This window comes from Synechococcus sp. RC10A2, from assembly GCF_047502605.1.
This window is the reverse complement of the sequence record NZ_JANSHP010000097.1, coordinates 1-15,672: the sequence shown is the minus strand read 5'-3', so window position 1 is coordinate 15,672 and position 15,672 is coordinate 1. Positions and strand designations below refer to the sequence as shown.

Genomic DNA, 15,672 nt, shown 5'->3' with positions numbered 1-15,672 from the left:
TGTATTGTACCCGCTAAGACAACGCGAGTCAACGAGTTGGCAGGAATCTCTTGCTCGCCCGCGAATTGCCTGCTTGATGGCGTTGGTTGAGCTGAAGCAGGTTAGTGTGGTGTACGGCGAGCAGAGCGCGCTGCGGCGCGTGCGTTTGTGTGTGGAGCGCGGCGAGTTCGTGTTTCTGGTCGGCGCGACGGGGGCGGGCAAGTCGACACTGTTCAAGCTTCTCTATGGCGAGGCGCGCCCCACAGAGGGCGAGGTGTGGGTGCTGGGGCAGCCCGTGCATCGGCTCAAGCCGCGCGAGTTGCCGTTTCTGCGCCGACAGATGGGCATCGTGCCGCAGGATTACCCGCTGCTACCTCGCAAAACGGTGTGGGAGAACATCGCCTACGGCTTGCGCGCGATTGGCTACAACGAGAGCGCGGTGCGCCAGCGCGTGGCGCAGGTGCTGGCGCTGGTGGGGTTGAACGAGCAGGCGCGTCAATTGCCTAGCCAACTGTCGGGCGGCGAGGCGCAACGCGCAGCGATTGCCCGCGCCATCGCCAACAACCCCCCCCTGCTAATTGCCGATGAGCCGACCGCCAACCTCGACCCCGACACCTCGTGGGAGATTATCGAGCTGCTGCTGCGCATCAACCTGCGCGGGGCGACAGTGATTGTCTCCACGCATAACCGCATGATTGTTGACCGCGCCTGCCAGCGGGTGGTGGCGATGGATCGCGGGCAAATCCTCAGCGATGTGCCGCGCGGGGGCTACCCCGTGGAGCTTGACCGCCTGTACGCTTCGGTGATGCTATGATCGATCGCGTTCGCTTCGTGCTGCACGAGACTTGGGAGAGCCTGCTGCGCAACGCGACGATGCAGGCGGCGGCGATTAGCACCGCGTGCATCGCGCTGATTCTGCTGGGCGGGGCGGGCATGGCGCTTTATAAGCTGGACGCTGCCGCGCAGGCGCTACCCAGCCACTTCGAGGCGGAGGTGTTCCTCAAGATGAGCGCGACGCGCGCGCAGGCGCTCCAGTTGCAAGCCGATCTGGAGTCGTGGCAAGAGGTCGAGCGCGTGACGCTGACCCCGCGCGAGGTCGCCTGGGAGGAGCAGAAACAGAAGCTCGCGGCGGATGTGAACCTCGCCGATATACCGAACCCGTTGCCCGACAAGCTTACCGTGCGCGTGCGCGACCCTGAGCAGTTGCCTGCCGTCGCCGAGCGCATCCAGCAATCGCCGCTGGTGGACGAGGTGATCGACAGTCGCGCCGAGTTGCAGACGGTGCTGAGCCTCTCGCGCTTGGTGCGCTGGATTGGGCTGGGCGCGGGCGGGCTGCTGCTGCTGGCGGCGCTGATCCTGATTTACAACACGGTGCGCCTGACCATCTTCTCGCGCCAGCGCGAGGTGCGCGTGATGGCGTTGGTCGGCGCGACGCTGCGCTCGATACGGCTGCCGTTCATCTTGGAGGGGATGACGCAGGGGCTGGTGGGCGGCGCATTGGCGGCGACCATTACCTTGCTCGCTGCTGCGTTCCTATCGGAGTATATGACCCAGCAGTGGGCGTTCCTGCGCGATTTGCCGCCTGGGATGCCGCCGCTGGCGGTGCTGGTCGGGCTGCCGACGCTGGGCGCGCTGATGGGCGGGCTGTGCGCGTGGTGGGCGACGCTGCGCTATGTGCGCATCTGAGGGACGACCGTGCGCACCCAACGCGCGTGGCTGGCAGGCGTGATTTTGCTGAGCGGATTGGGCGCGAGTGCGCTGCTGTGCCTGCTGATGGGGGCGGTTCCGCTGAGCCTTGCCGAACTGTGGGACGCGCTGCGCGGGCGCGGCGACGAAACGGCGCGGGTGATTCTCTGGGAGTTGCGCCTGCCGCGCGTGCTGACAGCAATCTTAGTCGGCGGCGTGCTGGGCTGTGTGGGCTGCGCGTTTCAGGGGCTATTGCGCAACTCGCTGGCAGACCCGTACATTGTGGGCGTCTCGTCGGGGGCGGCGGTCGGCGCGGCGGTCGGCGTATTGCTCGGCTGGCACATGCGCGGCTGGGGCTGGGCAATCGCGCTGCTGGCGTTCGGCAGCGGGCTGCTGACGCTGATGCTCGCGCTGGGGCTGAGTCGGCAGTGCGGGCAACTGCGCATTCCCAGTTTCCTGCTGGTGGGCGTGTCGCTCAGCGCGAGTTTGTGGGGCGTAATCACGCTGCTGCTGGTGCTGGCGGGCGAAGATCTCTCGCGCGTGCTGTATTGGCTGCTGGGCGGGCTTCTGAACGCCGACTGGACGCGCTTGGGATGGGCAAGCGCGCCTGCGCTCGTCGGCTGCGGGCTGCTTGTGGGACAGGCGCGCGCGTTGAACCTCTACACGGCGGGCGAGGAGACCGCGCAGCACTTGGGCGCGCAGGTGGAGCGGCTCAAGTGGGCGGTGCTGATGGGCGGCGCGCTGGCGACCGCTGCAACGGTGGCGATTGCGGGCATCATCGGCTTCGTGGGGTGGATGACTCCGCACCTGCTGCGCCGTGTGGTGGGGGGCGACCATCGCGTGCTGATGCCGCTTTCCGCGCTGGGCGGCGCAATCTTGCTGCTGTGGGCGGATACGCTTGCCCGCACGCTGGCGCGCCCTGTGGAGTTGCCCGTCGGCGTGATTACCGCGCTGATTGGCGCGCCGCTCTTTCTGTGGGTGATGCGGGGCGAGGGGCGGAGTCCCTAAGCTCGGTCAGAGCAGATCAAGTGCGCTGCCCTCCCCAGTAGGCACACGGAGAAGGCAGCGCAGGTCAGACGCTTTACTGCGTCAGGGGAACCTCCAAGCTCACAACTTGATCCTGCACGGGCAGGAGTAGCGCTATCCGATTGTCGTCGAGTCGTGGACGGGGACTGCTTTTCGTCTTGATTGTGAGGTACGAAGGTTCCAGGGTCACGCCAATCGCGGGCGCTCCGTCAACGGCATAACTGTTGTCTTGAGCAGAGATGAGCTTAATCGGAAAGATTCTGGTAGGCAAGTCGTCGCCGTTGCGCTCTTTCCAGATGTAGCAGTAGCCGAGAGGGCGTGACGAGTCGTTCAGTTGCATTTCGGACGCCATGCCCGACAGTTGGCACACTGACAGCACATCGTCGCGACTAATCGCTACGACGCCACGAAAACTACTCCCGCTTCGGCTTTGCATCGCGCCCCTAACAGAGCTCATCAGCTGCTCACACGCGCTGTCCAGCTGGTCTTCCCAACCACCAGAGGTGGCGCGGTAAGGAATAGGGTTAAAGACTGAATCCCTGACAGTACACGCCACGATAGCCACACGAAACTTACCAATACGCCTGTCAACGCACACAGTTCCGTTTGGATACCACACGGTGGTCATCGTGTTCGACACTGGCTGACCTGTCTTCACTTCGACGTCGAGAGTCATGGTTTCTCCTGCGAGGTTGCGTACTTCGGCGACCCAAAGGTTATTGACTTGACGAATCCTGACTATGAGGAAGTTGCGGTAGCCATCATCCGTCCTCACATAGCAAAACATTACATCCGCGCCCGCGCGGAGGTCGTCAAGGGTCAGGTCCTGCGCGTCGGCAATAGCGGCGTTAATCATCACACTCATCCTGCCGTCGGAGCCGTTGGTGAAAACGCCACAGGCAAAGTTTTCTGGACTCACCTGAACTCCCATCTCCTGTGCAGCGTTGCGTAAGATTGTCTGCACCCGTGTACGGAAGTTCGTATTGGACGCGACGATTTGCTGTTCAGCGGTCTGCGGGTTCGTGCTGCTACCACCGCCACAACCAGCAAGCAGCGCAATAACGCTGCAGCTAATGAGCCATCTGCAGAGTCTCTTACAATCTCGCATGGTCTAAAGTCCTCCAGAAAAGGATTATGGCGAGGCAGGCACTTTTCTGGAGTCCTAGTTGAAGGTAAACAAACTCTTTTATGGGACTGCCTTCGCTCTTTTCGCCGACTCTGTCTGAGAGGATAGCTTAGGTACACTATTGGGCATGGAACCGAAGTGGGTCTCCGTGAAGCAGGCGTATGAGCAACCGATTGGGAGCCTGCTGAAAGTGCGCGGCTGGGTGCGCTCCCGACGCGATTCGAAGGGGATTTCGTTTATTGAACTCAACGATCTACGCCGACTCGTGGGGGGCGACCACCGCGTGCTGATGCCCCTCTCCGCGCTGGGCGGCGCAATCCTGCTGCTGTGGGCGGACACGCTCGCCCGCACGCTGGCGCGACCCGTGGAGCTGCCCGTCGGCGTGATTACCGCGCTGATTGGCGCGCCGCTGTTTCTGTGGGTGATGCGCAGCGAGGCGCGTGGTCCTTAGGTGGATACCAACGGTTTCCTAAAGTTCTTCCCACTCCTCCCGCGTAATCCCCGCTTGTCGAAGAATTCGAGCCAGCAGGTCGCGACTGATCTCGCCTTCGTGAGGGTTCGGCAGCACTAACCTGACTTCTCCCCTGACCATATACTGATGCCTACCACCAGCATAGGGACCCTCGAAACCCAACTCCCTCAGACAGCGAATCAAGTCCGACCGCTTGATCGGACCGAACTTCGGCATTAGACTGCCTCCTTTGCGACGGTCAACGAGATCCCGTCCACCACAGGCAGCGTATGTCCCAGCTGCAACCCCAGAATGATCCAGCCTTCCAGAACTTCTTGAAGCGTCTCGCGACACTCCTCCAGAGTTGGCGCGTTGGCGTAGACACCTTGAAAGCCGGGAATTTCCCCGTAATAAGTGCCGTCTGGCAGAATCTCGTAGGTTGCCCGACGCATGGCTGCCCGAATGTAGTTGGTTAGCAACATTTGTTCATCACCCTCAGCACGGTATGACACAGGCGTGAGCTTCGCAGGATGGGAACGCGACTCACACCGCGCCGCTCGAATTATATCCTATACGGGGTGTGAAGGGGCAGTGGAAAGCTTTTCCACCATCTGCCCTGCAGTCGTAGAAGCCGAAGCATGTCAGGGGAAGCTCCGCCACACGACTCAGGTACAATACCTGCTATGGAACCGAAGTGGGTCTCCGTGAAGCAGGCGTATGAGCAACCGATTGGGAGCCTGCTGAAAGTGCGCGGCTGGGTGCGCTCCCGCCGCGATTCGAAGGGAATTTCGTTTATTGAACTCAACGACGGCTCGCGCTTCAAGAGCCTGCAGATTGTGGCGGAGGCGGGCGTTGTCCCCGAAGAGACGCTACGCCACATCACCACAGGCGCGTGCATCGAGGCGGTCGGCATCCTCACCGAATCGCCCGCGCCCAAGCAGCCTGTGGAGTTGCGCCTCCAGTCCGTGCATATTTACGGAACCGCCGACCCCGAAACCTACCCGATGCAGAAAAAGGGGCACTCGTTCGAGTACCTGCGCGAGATTGCCCACCTGCGCGTGCGGGGCAACACCTTCGGCGCGGTGTTCCGCGTGCGTCATGCGCTCGCCTACGCGATTCATAAGTTCTTCCAAGAGCGCGACTTCCTGTATGTGCATAGCCCGATTATCACCACTTCCGACTGTGAGGGTGCAGGCGCGATGTTCCGCGTCACCACGCTCGACTTGGAGAACCTCCCGCGCACACCCGATGGTCGGGTGGACTTCTCGCAGGACTTTTTCGGCAAGCCCGCGTATTTGACCGTCAGCGGGCAACTGGAGGCGGAGATTTTCGCGCTCGCGTTCGGCAAGGTCTACACCTTCGGACCGACCTTCCGCGCCGAGAACAGCAACACCCCGCGCCACCTCGCCGAGTTCTGGATGATCGAACCCGAAATGGCGTTCTACGAACTGAACGACAACGCCGACCTCGCCGAAGAGTTCCTCAAATACATCATCGGCTATGTGTTAGACCACTGCGGCGAGGACTTGGAGTTTTTCCACCAGCGCATCGACAACACCGTGCTGGAGACGCTGCAGCATGTCGCCGAATCGCCCTTTGAGCGCATCACCTACACGGAGGCGATTCGCATCCTACAGGGCGCGTCGCGCAACTGGGAGTTCCCGCCCGTGTGGGGCAACGACCTGCAAACCGAGCATGAGCGATACCTCACCGAGGAGTATTTTAAGAAGCCTGTGATTGTGACGGATTACCCGCGTGAGATTAAGGCGTTCTACATGCGCCTGAACGACGACGAGCGCACGGTGCGGGCGATGGATGTGCTGGTGCCGCGCGTGGGCGAGATTATCGGCGGCAGCCAGCGCGAGGAGCGCTATGAGGTGCTGCTGCAACGCATCCGTGAAATGGGGCTGAACGAGCAGGACTACTGGTGGTACTTAGACCTGCGTCGCTACGGCAGCGCGCCCCATTCGGGCTTCGGGCTGGGCTTCGAGCGGATGCTGATGTATATCACAGGCATGAAAAACATTCGGGATGTAATCCCGTTCCCACGCACGCCTGGAAACGCGGAGTTTTAGTGGGCGTCTAAAGTAGTAGTTTTGCCCCCCTCCTTAAGGTTCCCCCCGCTACGCGAGGGGAACCGATGGAAGGGCTTGCGGGTTCTCCTGAAGCGCGAGGGAGAGCGAGAGCCTGCTTGGTTCCCCCTGCCCGCAGGGGGAACCTTAAGGAGGGGGGTTAAATTTTTCTTAGGAGCATGTAAACGATGAGCAAGCGGACGGTACGATGGGCGGTAGGACTGCTGAGCGTGTTGTTCGCGCTAAGCCTGTTGGCGTGTTCAGGTGGCGGAGGCGGCGGTGGCACGACCACTTTCTCGCTCGCCGTGACGGGTAACCCAACGAGCGCACGCGTGTTCCTCAACGGACAACTGGTGGAAAATCCCCAGCGAATTGTGTTGCCGCCTGGCACGCACCGCATCCGTGTAGAGACCACCCTCAGCAACGGGCAGGTGGTCGCCCAAGAGTTCACGATAGTGGCGGGGTCAGTCGGCTCGATTCAGTACGACCTCAGTCGCTACCAGATTGAGACGAACCCTGCAACCATCGAAGTGTGGGTAGACGAACAGATTCAGGTCGCGGCGACCCTGCGAGACATGCGGACAAGCAGCGTCGTGAGCGCGGACTTCGTCTTTTCAGTGCGCGATACGAACTTGGCACGCGTGGAGAAACTGAGCACCAATGCCGTGCGAGTCACGGGACTCCGTCGTGGCGCGACCCGATTGGTAATTACCGACACGCGCACAGGCGTCACTTTCGAGGTGCCCATCTCCGTGCTGGACTTTCCCCCACCGCCGCCTTAACTGTTGGCTACTCTGGCGGGCGTTTACAGGCGCGCAGGTAGCTGCTGGGGGGCGTCTCTCGCTGCAGATGGCTGAGGATGAACTGTGCTGCTGCCGCCACGCCCGCGAGATCCACACCCGTCTCGATGCCCATTCCGTGCAGCATGTAGAGCAGGTCTTCCGTTGCGAGGTTGCCTGACGCGCCTGGCGCGAATGGACAGCCGCCCAGCCCCCCCGCGCTCGAATCGAAGATAAACACACCCTGCTGCAGCGCGGTCAGCACATTCGCCAGCGCCGTGCCGTAGGTGTTGTGGAAGTGGTAGGCGAAGCGTTCCAGCGGTAGGATGGGCAGTAAGGCTTCCGTCAGGCGCGCGACCTGCGTCGGTACTGCCGCGCCGATCGTATCGCCCACACTTACCTCGTCCACGCCCATCGCAAGCAAGCGTTCTACGATGGGCACTACCGATTCAGGGGCAATCGCGCCTTCGTAGGGGCACAGGAATGCGGTGGACACATAGCCGCGCACCCAGCAGCCCACCGCTTTTGCCTCATGCACAACCTGCTCGAACTCCGCCAGCGACTGCTCGATGCTGCGGTTCAGGTTGCGCTGGCAGAAGGTTTCCGACGCGGCGGTGAACACGGCGATCTCGCGCGCGCCTGCCGACAGGGCGCGCTCCAGCCCCTTGAGGTTGGGAACCAGCACGGGGTAGCGCACGCCGTCGCGCCGTCGCAGCGTGCGCATGACCTGCTCGGCGTCAGCGAGTTGGGGCACCCACTTCGGGCTGACGAACGCAGTCGCCTCCACCACGGGCAGCCCCGCGTCCGCCAGCATCTCGAGAAAGCGCACCTTGACCTCCGTCGGCACAGTGGTCGGCTCGTTCTGCAAGCCGTCCCGCGCGCCCACTTCTACAATCCGCACAAACCGCGGCAGGCTCTGAAACATTTTCAGGCTCCGAATCGTAGAATAAATTACCTGAAGAGGACAGCCGATGAAGACGCCTGAACTGCTTTCGGAGATTGAGGCAGCTATCCAGCGGCTCTCGCCAGAAGACTTACGGGCGTTTCGCCGCTGGTTCGCCGAGTACGACGCGCAGTTGTGGGATTCTGAATTCGAGAGGGATGTCGCCGAGGGAAGGCTCGACGCCCTTGCAGAAGAGGCGATTCGGGATTATTACGAGGGACGCTGTACGGACTTGTGAATGTGAAACACAAAGCTACGCCGCGCTTTTGGGAGCATTATCGGCGATTGCCTGAAGAGGTACAAAAGCAGGCAGATAAGTGTTATGAACTCTTGAAAAAGAATCCGTTGCACCCGTCGTTGCACTTGAAAAAAGTCGGACGGTTCTGGTCTGTACGAATAGGACGGTCTTACAGGGCGTTAGCCGTCGAGCAAGACGAAAACTTACTTTGGTTTTGGATAGGAACACATTCCGAATACGATCAGATGTTGGGGCGTGAGTGAAAAAAATGCCGGGGCTTTTCAGCCCCGGCTATTGGGGGGTGAGTGGTCTGTGTGTCAGTAGGGGGATGGTGAAGTCTTTTTGCCGTTCTTCTCTTCGGGCACTTCCGCCACCAGCGCTTCGGTCGTAAGGAGCATAGAGGCGATGGAGGCAGCGTTCTCCAGCGCGGTGCGAGTGACCTTAGCAGGATCGACGATGCCCGCCTCAATCATGTTCACGAACGCGCCTGTGGCGGCGTTGTAGCCGTGCCCTTGCGGCAGTTCTTTGACCTTCTCGACGATGACGGAGCCTTCCGCGCCTGCGTTATTAGCAATCTGGCGCAGCGGCTCTTCGAGGGCGCGGCGGACAATATGCACGCCGATTCTCTCGTCGCCGTCTACCTGCAGCGCGTCCAGCGCTTTGATGGCGTTCACGAGCGTGACGCCGCCGCCAGGCACGATGCCCTCTTCAACGGCGGCTTTGGTGGCGTTGATGGCGTCTTCGAAGCGCGACTTTTTCTCCTTCAGTTCGGTCTCGGTCGCCGCGCCGACTTTGATGACTGCCACGCCACCCGCCAGCTTCGCCAGACGCTCCTGCAGCTTCTCGCGGTCGTAGTCCGACTCAGTGGTTTCAATTTGCTTGCGGATTTGCTGAATGCGCCCCTGAATCGCTTCGGGCTTGCCCTTGCCGCCGATGATAGTCGTATGCTCTTTCTCGATGACTACCTTCTCGGCGCGCCCCAGCTGATCCAGTTTCACATTCTCCAGCTTGATGCCGAGATCCTCGGTGAGGAAGGTTCCGCCCGTGAGGATGGCGATGTCTTCCATCATCGCCTTGCGTCGTTCGCCGAAGCCAGGCGCTTTCACGGCGGCGCACTGGAAGACACCGCGCAGTTTATTGACCACCAGCGTCGCCAGCGCTTCGCCTTCCATGTCCTCGGCGATAATCAGTAGCGGCTTGCCTGCGCGCACGACCTGCTCCAGCACAGGAATCAGGTCTTGCGCCGCGCTGATTTTCTTCTCGTAGAGCAGGATGTACGGCTCCTCCAGCACGGCTTCCATCCGCTCAGGGTCGGTGATGAAGTAGGGCGAGATGTAGCCGCGGTCGAAGCGCATGCCTTCCACGACCTCCAGCGTGGTCTCCGTGCCTTTGGATTCCTCGACGGTAATCACGCCGTCTTTGGTGACCTTCTCGATGGCGTCGGCGACCACCTTGCCGATGGCGGGGTCGTTCGCGGAGATGGTCGCCACCTGCTCGATGGCGGCGCGACCCTCGACGGGAGTGGCGGTCTCTTGGATGAACTTCACGGCAGCCTCGACGGCTCTATCGATGCCGCGCTTGACATACATCGGGTTCGCGCCTGCGGCGACCGCCTTGAGACCCTCCTTGAAGATGGCTTGCGCCAGCACGGTCGCGGTGGTCGTGCCGTCGCCCGCCACATCGTTCGTCTTGGACGCCACCTCGCGCACGAGTTGCGCGCCCATGTTCTCGAAACGGTCTTCCAACTCTATTTCCTTCGCAATCGTCACGCCGTCGTTGATGACGGTTGGCGAGCCGAACTTCTTCTCTAAAACGACATTCCTGCCTCGCGGTCCGAGAGTGACCTTAACTGCATTTGCAATTGTATCGACGCCGCGCTCCAGCGCATGGCGCGCCGCTTCCGTGTATAAAATCTCCTTCGCTGCCATCGCTTCAATTCCCTCCTATGATAGGGTTATTTCTCCAGTACGGCTAAAATGTCGTCTTCGCGGAGGATGATATATTCCTCGCCGCCTATCTTAACTTCCGTACCGCCGTATTTTGAGAATAGCACTGTGTCGCCGACTTTCACTGCCAGCGGGACAACTGTGCCATCGTCCATGATACGCCCTGTGCCTACAGCCATGACCTCGCCTTCCTGCGGGCGCTCCTTCGCCGTATCGGGCAAAATGATTCCGCTTTTGGTCATCTCTTCCGCCGATTTGGGGCGGACTACCACTCGATCGCCGATGGGTTTCAACATCGCCACAACACCTCCTTCTCCGATACTGGCTGAGTATATGCCTGCCATAAATTTAGCACTCGCGGCTTGCGAGTGCTGAACGCGCCTATATATTACCCTATGGAAGTCGGGCTTGTCAAGGGGTGGAGAGTGTGTTCGAAAAATCAGGGCGCGGAAATTGCGTACCACTCGCGCTCCTCTTCGATCATCGCGTCCCAGTTTAGTCCACGCTCTGCGTACAGGTGGCGCATCTGCTGTTCCCCATCCGCCAAAACGCGCTGCCACCAGACATCGCGTGCCGCGCGCAACATCTGCAGCACAGCCCGCTGTCGCTCTGGGGGCAGATAATCAGCTCCACAACCTGCTCATCCGACAACTCCATCTTTGGCATACGGTACTGCCGTTGGTGATTGTACCCACACAGGCGCGTGGGGGTAGATTCGGTGTCGCTCCACACGCAGGCGCAGGGTACACTCTCTATGGAGGCGACGCGCGTGCCAAAAGTTCACTGGGCAGAGCGCATCGCGGTTGACCCCGAGATTCATCACGGGGCGCCGTGCATTCGTGGCACACGTCTCATAAACTTGCAACCAACCCCATAAAGTCGGCAGCGCTTACGATAGCAATCCCTTGATAGCTGCCCAGCGGCAGCAGATGGCGGCGGTCGCCTGTCACGATATGACTGGCGCCGCCAACAACCGCGCACTCCAGTACCTTATGATCCTCATGATCCTCTAGATCCGAAACGACGCCAGTGAGAGTGTTAGCGATTTGAACCACACGCGAGAAGAGAAGAATCTCGTTGACAGCCTCAACAATATCGTCCTCTGGCATATTGCGCTTCAAACGGAGTACCGCCTCCAGCTCCGCCAGAATCTCTTGACAGGTGACGGACTCCACAATACCTTCGCGTGCTGCCATCAGGCACTGATGAGCTTTCCCTCGCCAGCCCAAGCCAGAAAACAGAATGTTGGTATCGAACACCACTACGGGTCGCATGCGCGGTACTCGTGAATGAGGTCATCAACGAGCGATTCGCGCTCCTCTTCGGTCATCGCGTCCCAGTTTAGTCCGCGCTCTGCGCACAGGCAGCGCATCTGCTGTTCCCCCTCCGCCAAAACGCGCTGCCACCAGGCATCGCGCGCCGCGCGCAACATCTGCAGCACAGCCCGCCGTCGCTCTGGGGGCAACTGTAGAATCAGCTCCACAATCTGTTCGTCCGACAACTCCATCTTTGGCATACGATACCACCGTTGGTGATTGTACCCCACAGGCGCGTGGGGGTAGATTCGGTGTCGCTCTACACGCAGGCGCAGGGTACACTCTCTGCAGGGGCGATGAGCATGCAGAAGGTTCACTGGGCAGAGCGCATCGCGGTTGACCCCGAGATTCATCACGGGGAGCCGTGCATCCGTGGCACACGCATACCCGTTGCGGTTGTGCTGGGCAGCTTAGCCGAAGGCTTGACGCCCGAAGCCATCCTGCACGAGTACCCCGCCCTCACTGCCGAAGATATTCAAGCGTGCTTGGCGTATGCAGCGGAGGTCAATCCGCCGTTTCCATAGCAGGAATCTTGCGCTCCCTGCGCGTATCTATACAGCGTAGGGGGACAACGATGCCCATCTGCATTCTGGAGCGCATCTACCGACAGTGCTTGCATCTGGGGCTGAACTCAGACGACGCGCGCGACTGCGTCGCAGAGGTCTGCCTGCGCTATCACAAGCGCACAGGCACTTTCCCGCACGACGAGGAGACGCACGATCTGCGCCTACTGCGATTGCTGACGCTGAATGTCGTGCGCGAACACCAACGCACGCAGCAACGACGCCTGCGACTGGAGCAGGACTACCTCGCCCAGCAACGGCAACAGCACGCCAGCGCGCCCACGCCGATGGCGCAGGCGATTGCCCGCGTGGACTGCGAGCGGTTTCGCGCCCAGTTGCCTGACTACCTGCGCCGCACGCTGGAGCGGATAGAGGCGGGCGATACGCCGAAAGCGATTGCCGCGCAGTTGGGCGTCGCCGTCGGCACGGTCTACAGCTACCAGCACGAGTTGCGGGAGCGGTTTGTGGCATTTTTCGGGTATGACCCCAGAAAATCGGGGGTTCGTGTCGTTATAGTGGTTGCTCCGAAGCGAGCAGCTCAGACGACACACAGGAGGTTCAGAATGATGCGACGGCAGAAGGTACTTGGTGTAGTGGCGTTGTCGTTAGCGGTAGCGAACCTGATTGCGCTGCCCGACACCCTGAATGCAGTAGCCGCCTTACGCGGGGGGGGGCAGCGATGGCTCCCGCGATGAGTAGCGGCGGCTGTGGGTGTACGCGAGAACTACAAAACGGCGTCGGTACAAGTGATAGACGAGTGGAAAATCCCACCCCTCAACTGCGAGCGATTCCATGCCCTGTTGGAGATCCAAAGTGTTCCAAACGCGAAAGCTACGGTATAATAAGATCGTGGAGGGGCAACCATGGTGACAGAACTGGAAGAGAGGGTAGAGTTTGCGGAAAATCCAGAACCGCGCTGCGCATGTGTGCTGCTGCTGGATACCTCTGGATCGATGGCGGGCGAAAAAATCGACGCACTGAACGAGGGGATTCGCACTTTCAAGGAGGAACTGCAAGGCGACCCGCTGGCTTCCCGCCGTGTGGAAGTTGCCATCGTCACTTTCGATAGCCAAGTGCAGGTCGTGCAGGACTTCGTGACCGTGGATGCCTTCGAGCCACCCCTGCTGCATGCGAGTGGTCAGACTGCGATGGGCACAGGTATCCTGCGCGCCCTGGAGTTGGTGCGCGAGCGCAAGGCGGTCTACAAGCGCAACGGCATCGCCTACTACCGCCCGTGGATTTTTATGATTACCGATGGCGAGCCGACCGAGCTAGACCACATCGTGCAGCACGCTGCCCAGCAGGTACGCCGTGAAGAGGAAAACAGGGGCGTCGCCTTCTTCGCTGTCGGCGTCGATAAGGCGAATATGGCGACGCTGGCGGAGATTTCGGTGCGCCAGCCCCTCAAGCTGCGTGGTCTGGCGTTCCGCGAGCTGTTCGTGTGGCTCTCCGCCAGTATGCAGCGCGTGTCAGGCTCCAAGCCGGGCGACCAAGTGCCGTTGCCCCCTACGGGCTGGAGCGAAATCTGAGTGAGGCGTCGCGGATGGAGCGCGTGGAGTGGCGTGTGCTTGCCGCCTCGGTGCAGGGGAGCATGCACGAGCGTCTGGAGCTGCCTTGCCAAGACGCCTTTGCCGATGCGACGACGCCATCGGGCGCGCTGATTGTCGCCGTGGCGGACGGCGCAGGTTCAGCCCGCTATGCCCAACAAGGCGCCCAGTGCGCCGTGCAGGCGATGGTGGAATTCCTGCGCAACCTGCCGAGCGACCCCCTGACAAATGGCGGGCTGGACGAGTGGCGCGCGCTTGCCACGCAAGCCATCGAGTCGGTGCAGCGCGCCCTCGCAGAGCAAGCGGCACAGCACGAGGCGACCGTCTCCGACTTCGCCACCACCCTGATTGGCGTCGTGGCGACGCCCCATGCGGTCGCCTCCGTGCAGATTGGCGACGGTGCGGTCGTCCTTGAAGATGCTCAGGGGCAGCTCCACCTGCTCACCCACACCCGCGTCGGCGAGTATCTCAACGAGACGGTTTTCCTCACCAGCGAGGGGGCACTGTCGCACGCCCGATTCGAACGCTGGGAAGGGGCAGCGGCGCACTTGGCGATTTTCACGGACGGGCTGGAGCTGCTCGCGCTCCAGCTGCCCGACGCCACGCCCTACCCGCCCTTTTTCCAGCCCCTGTTCCGATTCGTGGACTCGCCCGAAGCAAGCGCAGCGCAACTGGAAGCCTTTTTGCGTTCGGAGCGCGTGCGCGCCCGAACAGACGACGACCTGACCCTCGTGCTAATCGGCAGGAAAGGTGAGACGCCGTGCGAGTGAGAACCGAGCGTACAGGTAGAATTTTCGATCTGCACGAGCCGTTTCGCAGTGGCGGGGAAGGCGCGATTTACGAAGTGCCGCACTACCCGGACCTGGTGGCGAAAGTGTACCATGCCCAAAGACGCACCCCCGAACGCATCGCGAAACTCCAGATTATGGTCGCCCACCCGCCCGTCAACCCCACCGAACACCTGAACCACCCCTCCATCGCTTGGCCGACCGAGCTACTGCGCGATACCGCGACCAATCAACTTGTTGGCTTCGTGATGCCGCGCGTGCGGCAGATGCTACCGCTCAGTGAGGTGTATAATCCGCGTGCGCGCCGTCGACAGCTGCCCCTGTTTAACTACCGCTACTTGGTGCGCACAGCGCGCAACCTCTGCGCGGCGGTTCAGGCGGTTCACCAAGCGGGCTATGTGATTGGCGACCTGAACGAGTCGAATGTGTTGGTGTCCGACCAGGCGTTGGTGACCTTGGTGGATGCCGACTCGTTTCAGGTGCGCGATCCCGAGACGGGCGTGGTGTATCGCAGTTTGGTGGGCAAGCCCGAATACACGCCGCCTGAGCTGCAAGGTTGCTCCTTTGCCGATGTGGATCGCCAGCCTGAGCATGACGCTTTTGCGCTGGCGGTGCTGATTTTCAGGTTGCTGATGGAGGGGTTCCATCCGTTTGACGGGGTGTATCGTGGTCGTGGCGAGCCGCCGGAGCTGGGCGCGCGTATTCGGAATGGCTACTTTCCGTATGCTCGCGGTCGCACGGGGATTGAGCCGTCGCCGCTTGCACCCCCGTTTGAGATGCTTCATTCCGACCTTCAGGCGTTGTTTGTGCGTTGTTTTGCGGAGGGGCATCGCAATCGGAGCGTTCGCCCGCGGGTGGAGGATTGGCTGGAGGCGTTGGAGGGTGCGGAGGATGCCCTGCAACAGTGTGGTCAGAATGAGCAACATTACTACTGGGGTCATCTTGCGGGTTGTCCGTGGTGTGCGCGTCAGCAAGCGCTGGGTGGGCGAGACCCGTTTCCGTCGCGGGCGTCGGTGTCGTCAGGTCAGCACTTGGGTGTTTCTGGGCGTCAGCAGCCTCTCCCGTCTGCTTCCGCCACGACACCCGCGCCTACTCCTGTCCATTTGGGGCGCGTGGCGGATGGTTTGGAAGTGCGCACGCTCACGGGGCACACAGATTTGGTCAACAGCGTGTCGTTTTCGCCGGATGGGAGCTTGCTGGCGTCGGGGAGTG

General features: G+C 61.2%; 23 protein-coding genes. 14 read left to right on the top strand and 9 right to left on the bottom strand.

The window, feature by feature from the left end; all coding sequences use genetic code 11:
- The first annotated feature begins 76 nt into the window (after positions 1 to 76).
- Genes NW848_RS13180 through NW848_RS13170 form a run of 3 tightly spaced genes read left to right on the top strand, consistent with a single transcriptional unit; the run spans position 77 to position 2,673 of the window.
- Complete coding sequence (locus tag NW848_RS13180) at positions 77 to 793, top strand: cell division ATP-binding protein FtsE (RefSeq protein ID WP_414511203.1); 717 nt, start codon at positions 77 to 79, stop codon at positions 791 to 793.
- A complete protein-coding gene (locus NW848_RS13175; protein WP_414511202.1) occupies positions 790 to 1,665 on the top strand; it encodes a cell division protein FtsX in 876 nt (291 codons plus the stop codon). The genes NW848_RS13180 and NW848_RS13175 overlap by 4 nt, the downstream gene beginning before the upstream one ends.
- Positions 1,666 to 1,674: 9 nt before the next feature.
- Positions 1,675 to 2,673 carry a FecCD family ABC transporter permease gene (locus tag NW848_RS13170; RefSeq protein WP_414511201.1) on the top strand — a complete coding sequence of 333 codons (999 nt, stop codon included), beginning with the start codon at positions 1,675 to 1,677 and terminating at the stop codon, positions 2,671 to 2,673.
- Between the two features lie 73 nt (positions 2,674 to 2,746).
- Here NW848_RS13170 and NW848_RS13165 read toward each other — a convergent pair whose 3' ends face one another.
- Positions 2,747 to 3,799 carry a hypothetical protein gene (locus NW848_RS13165; RefSeq protein ID WP_414511200.1) on the bottom strand — a complete coding sequence of 351 codons (1,053 nt, stop codon included), beginning with the start codon at positions 3,797 to 3,799 and terminating at the stop codon, positions 2,747 to 2,749.
- 145 nt (positions 3,800 to 3,944) lie between these two features.
- On the opposite strand from NW848_RS13165, the gene NW848_RS13160 reads away from it, so the two are divergent.
- Positions 3,945 to 4,268 (top strand): iron chelate uptake ABC transporter family permease subunit, encoded by a 324-nt coding sequence (locus NW848_RS13160; RefSeq protein WP_414511199.1) that lies wholly within the window; start codon positions 3,945 to 3,947, stop codon positions 4,266 to 4,268.
- Positions 4,269 to 4,286: 18 nt separating this feature from the next.
- Here the strand turns inward: NW848_RS13160 and NW848_RS13155 are convergent, their stop codons facing one another.
- Positions 4,287 to 4,505 (bottom strand): type II toxin-antitoxin system HicA family toxin, encoded by a 219-nt coding sequence (locus tag NW848_RS13155; RefSeq protein WP_414511198.1) that lies wholly within the window; start codon positions 4,503 to 4,505, stop codon positions 4,287 to 4,289.
- Complete coding sequence (locus NW848_RS13150) at positions 4,505 to 4,750, bottom strand: type II toxin-antitoxin system HicB family antitoxin (protein WP_414511197.1); 246 nt, start codon at positions 4,748 to 4,750, stop codon at positions 4,505 to 4,507. Before NW848_RS13150 ends, NW848_RS13155 begins: the two co-directional genes overlap by 1 nt.
- 201 nt (positions 4,751 to 4,951) lie before the next feature.
- Between NW848_RS13150 and asnS the strand changes: the two genes are divergently transcribed.
- Both asnS and NW848_RS13140 read left to right on the top strand, forming a co-directional pair.
- Positions 4,952 to 6,343 carry an asparagine--tRNA ligase gene (gene asnS, locus NW848_RS13145; protein ID WP_414511196.1) on the top strand — a complete coding sequence of 464 codons (1,392 nt, stop codon included), beginning with the start codon at positions 4,952 to 4,954 and terminating at the stop codon, positions 6,341 to 6,343.
- A 185-nt stretch (positions 6,344 to 6,528) separates the two neighbouring features.
- Complete coding sequence (locus NW848_RS13140; RefSeq protein WP_414511195.1) at positions 6,529 to 7,122, top strand: hypothetical protein; 594 nt, start codon at positions 6,529 to 6,531, stop codon at positions 7,120 to 7,122.
- A gap of 7 nt (positions 7,123 to 7,129) precedes the next feature.
- Here the strand turns inward: NW848_RS13140 and NW848_RS13135 are convergent, their stop codons facing one another.
- Entirely contained in the window at positions 7,130 to 8,044 is a 915-nt protein-coding gene (locus NW848_RS13135) for a hydroxymethylglutaryl-CoA lyase (RefSeq protein ID WP_414511194.1), read from the bottom strand.
- A gap of 46 nt (positions 8,045 to 8,090) precedes the next feature.
- On the opposite strand from NW848_RS13135, the gene NW848_RS13130 reads away from it, so the two are divergent.
- Positions 8,091 to 8,300: a hypothetical protein gene (locus NW848_RS13130; protein ID WP_414511193.1), complete on the top strand. Its 210-nt coding sequence runs from the start codon at positions 8,091 to 8,093 to the stop codon at positions 8,298 to 8,300.
- Positions 8,301 to 8,617: 317 nt separating this feature from the next.
- On the opposite strand, the gene groL is transcribed toward NW848_RS13130, so the two are convergent.
- From groL to NW848_RS13115, 3 genes are all read right to left on the bottom strand, one after another.
- Positions 8,618 to 10,228 carry a chaperonin GroEL gene (gene groL / locus NW848_RS13125; protein WP_414511192.1) on the bottom strand — a complete coding sequence of 537 codons (1,611 nt, stop codon included), beginning with the start codon at positions 10,226 to 10,228 and terminating at the stop codon, positions 8,618 to 8,620.
- A gap of 26 nt (positions 10,229 to 10,254) precedes the next feature.
- Positions 10,255 to 10,542, bottom strand: a complete 288-nt coding sequence (groES, locus tag NW848_RS13120; protein WP_414511191.1) for a co-chaperone GroES — start codon at positions 10,540 to 10,542, stop codon at positions 10,255 to 10,257.
- A gap of 143 nt (positions 10,543 to 10,685) precedes the next feature.
- A complete protein-coding gene (locus NW848_RS13115) occupies positions 10,686 to 10,832 on the bottom strand; it encodes a hypothetical protein (RefSeq protein WP_414511190.1) in 147 nt (48 codons plus the stop codon).
- 168 nt (positions 10,833 to 11,000) lie between these two features.
- Here NW848_RS13115 and NW848_RS13110 point away from each other — a divergent pair, with 168 nt between their 5' ends.
- Positions 11,001 to 11,123, top strand: coding sequence for a DUF433 domain-containing protein (locus tag NW848_RS13110; RefSeq protein WP_414511337.1), 123 nt, complete (start codon positions 11,001 to 11,003; stop codon positions 11,121 to 11,123).
- On the opposite strand, the gene NW848_RS13105 is transcribed toward NW848_RS13110, so the two are convergent.
- Together NW848_RS13105 and NW848_RS13100 are read right to left on the bottom strand one after the other, a co-directional pair.
- The gene (locus tag NW848_RS13105) at positions 11,098 to 11,520 is read right to left on the bottom strand and encodes a putative toxin-antitoxin system toxin component, PIN family (RefSeq protein ID WP_414511189.1); all 423 of its coding nucleotides are present in this window, start codon (positions 11,518 to 11,520) and stop codon (positions 11,098 to 11,100) included. The genes NW848_RS13110 and NW848_RS13105 overlap by 26 nt on opposite strands.
- Positions 11,508 to 11,762 carry a hypothetical protein gene (locus NW848_RS13100; protein ID WP_414511188.1) on the bottom strand — a complete coding sequence of 85 codons (255 nt, stop codon included), beginning with the start codon at positions 11,760 to 11,762 and terminating at the stop codon, positions 11,508 to 11,510. The genes NW848_RS13105 and NW848_RS13100 overlap by 13 nt, the downstream gene beginning before the upstream one ends.
- 51 nt (positions 11,763 to 11,813) lie before the next feature.
- Between NW848_RS13100 and NW848_RS13095 the strand changes: the two genes are divergently transcribed.
- From NW848_RS13095 to NW848_RS13070, 6 genes are all read left to right on the top strand, one after another.
- Positions 11,814 to 12,086, top strand: a complete 273-nt coding sequence (locus NW848_RS13095; protein WP_414511187.1) for a DUF433 domain-containing protein — start codon at positions 11,814 to 11,816, stop codon at positions 12,084 to 12,086.
- A gap of 50 nt (positions 12,087 to 12,136) precedes the next feature.
- The gene (locus tag NW848_RS13090) at positions 12,137 to 12,820 is read left to right on the top strand and encodes an RNA polymerase sigma factor (protein ID WP_414511186.1); all 684 of its coding nucleotides are present in this window, start codon (positions 12,137 to 12,139) and stop codon (positions 12,818 to 12,820) included.
- Between the two features lie 12 nt (positions 12,821 to 12,832).
- Positions 12,833 to 12,967 carry a hypothetical protein gene (locus tag NW848_RS13085; protein WP_414511185.1) on the top strand — a complete coding sequence of 45 codons (135 nt, stop codon included), beginning with the start codon at positions 12,833 to 12,835 and terminating at the stop codon, positions 12,965 to 12,967.
- Between the two features lie 21 nt (positions 12,968 to 12,988).
- Positions 12,989 to 13,654 carry a vWA domain-containing protein gene (locus tag NW848_RS13080; RefSeq protein ID WP_414511184.1) on the top strand — a complete coding sequence of 222 codons (666 nt, stop codon included), beginning with the start codon at positions 12,989 to 12,991 and terminating at the stop codon, positions 13,652 to 13,654.
- A gap of 14 nt (positions 13,655 to 13,668) precedes the next feature.
- The gene (locus NW848_RS13075) at positions 13,669 to 14,442 is read left to right on the top strand and encodes a PP2C family serine/threonine-protein phosphatase (protein WP_414511183.1); all 774 of its coding nucleotides are present in this window, start codon (positions 13,669 to 13,671) and stop codon (positions 14,440 to 14,442) included.
- Positions 14,439 to 15,672: helix-hairpin-helix domain-containing protein (locus NW848_RS13070; RefSeq protein WP_414511182.1), on the top strand; the 1,234-nt coding region annotated here is incomplete at its 3' end. The genes NW848_RS13075 and NW848_RS13070, both read left to right, overlap by 4 nt.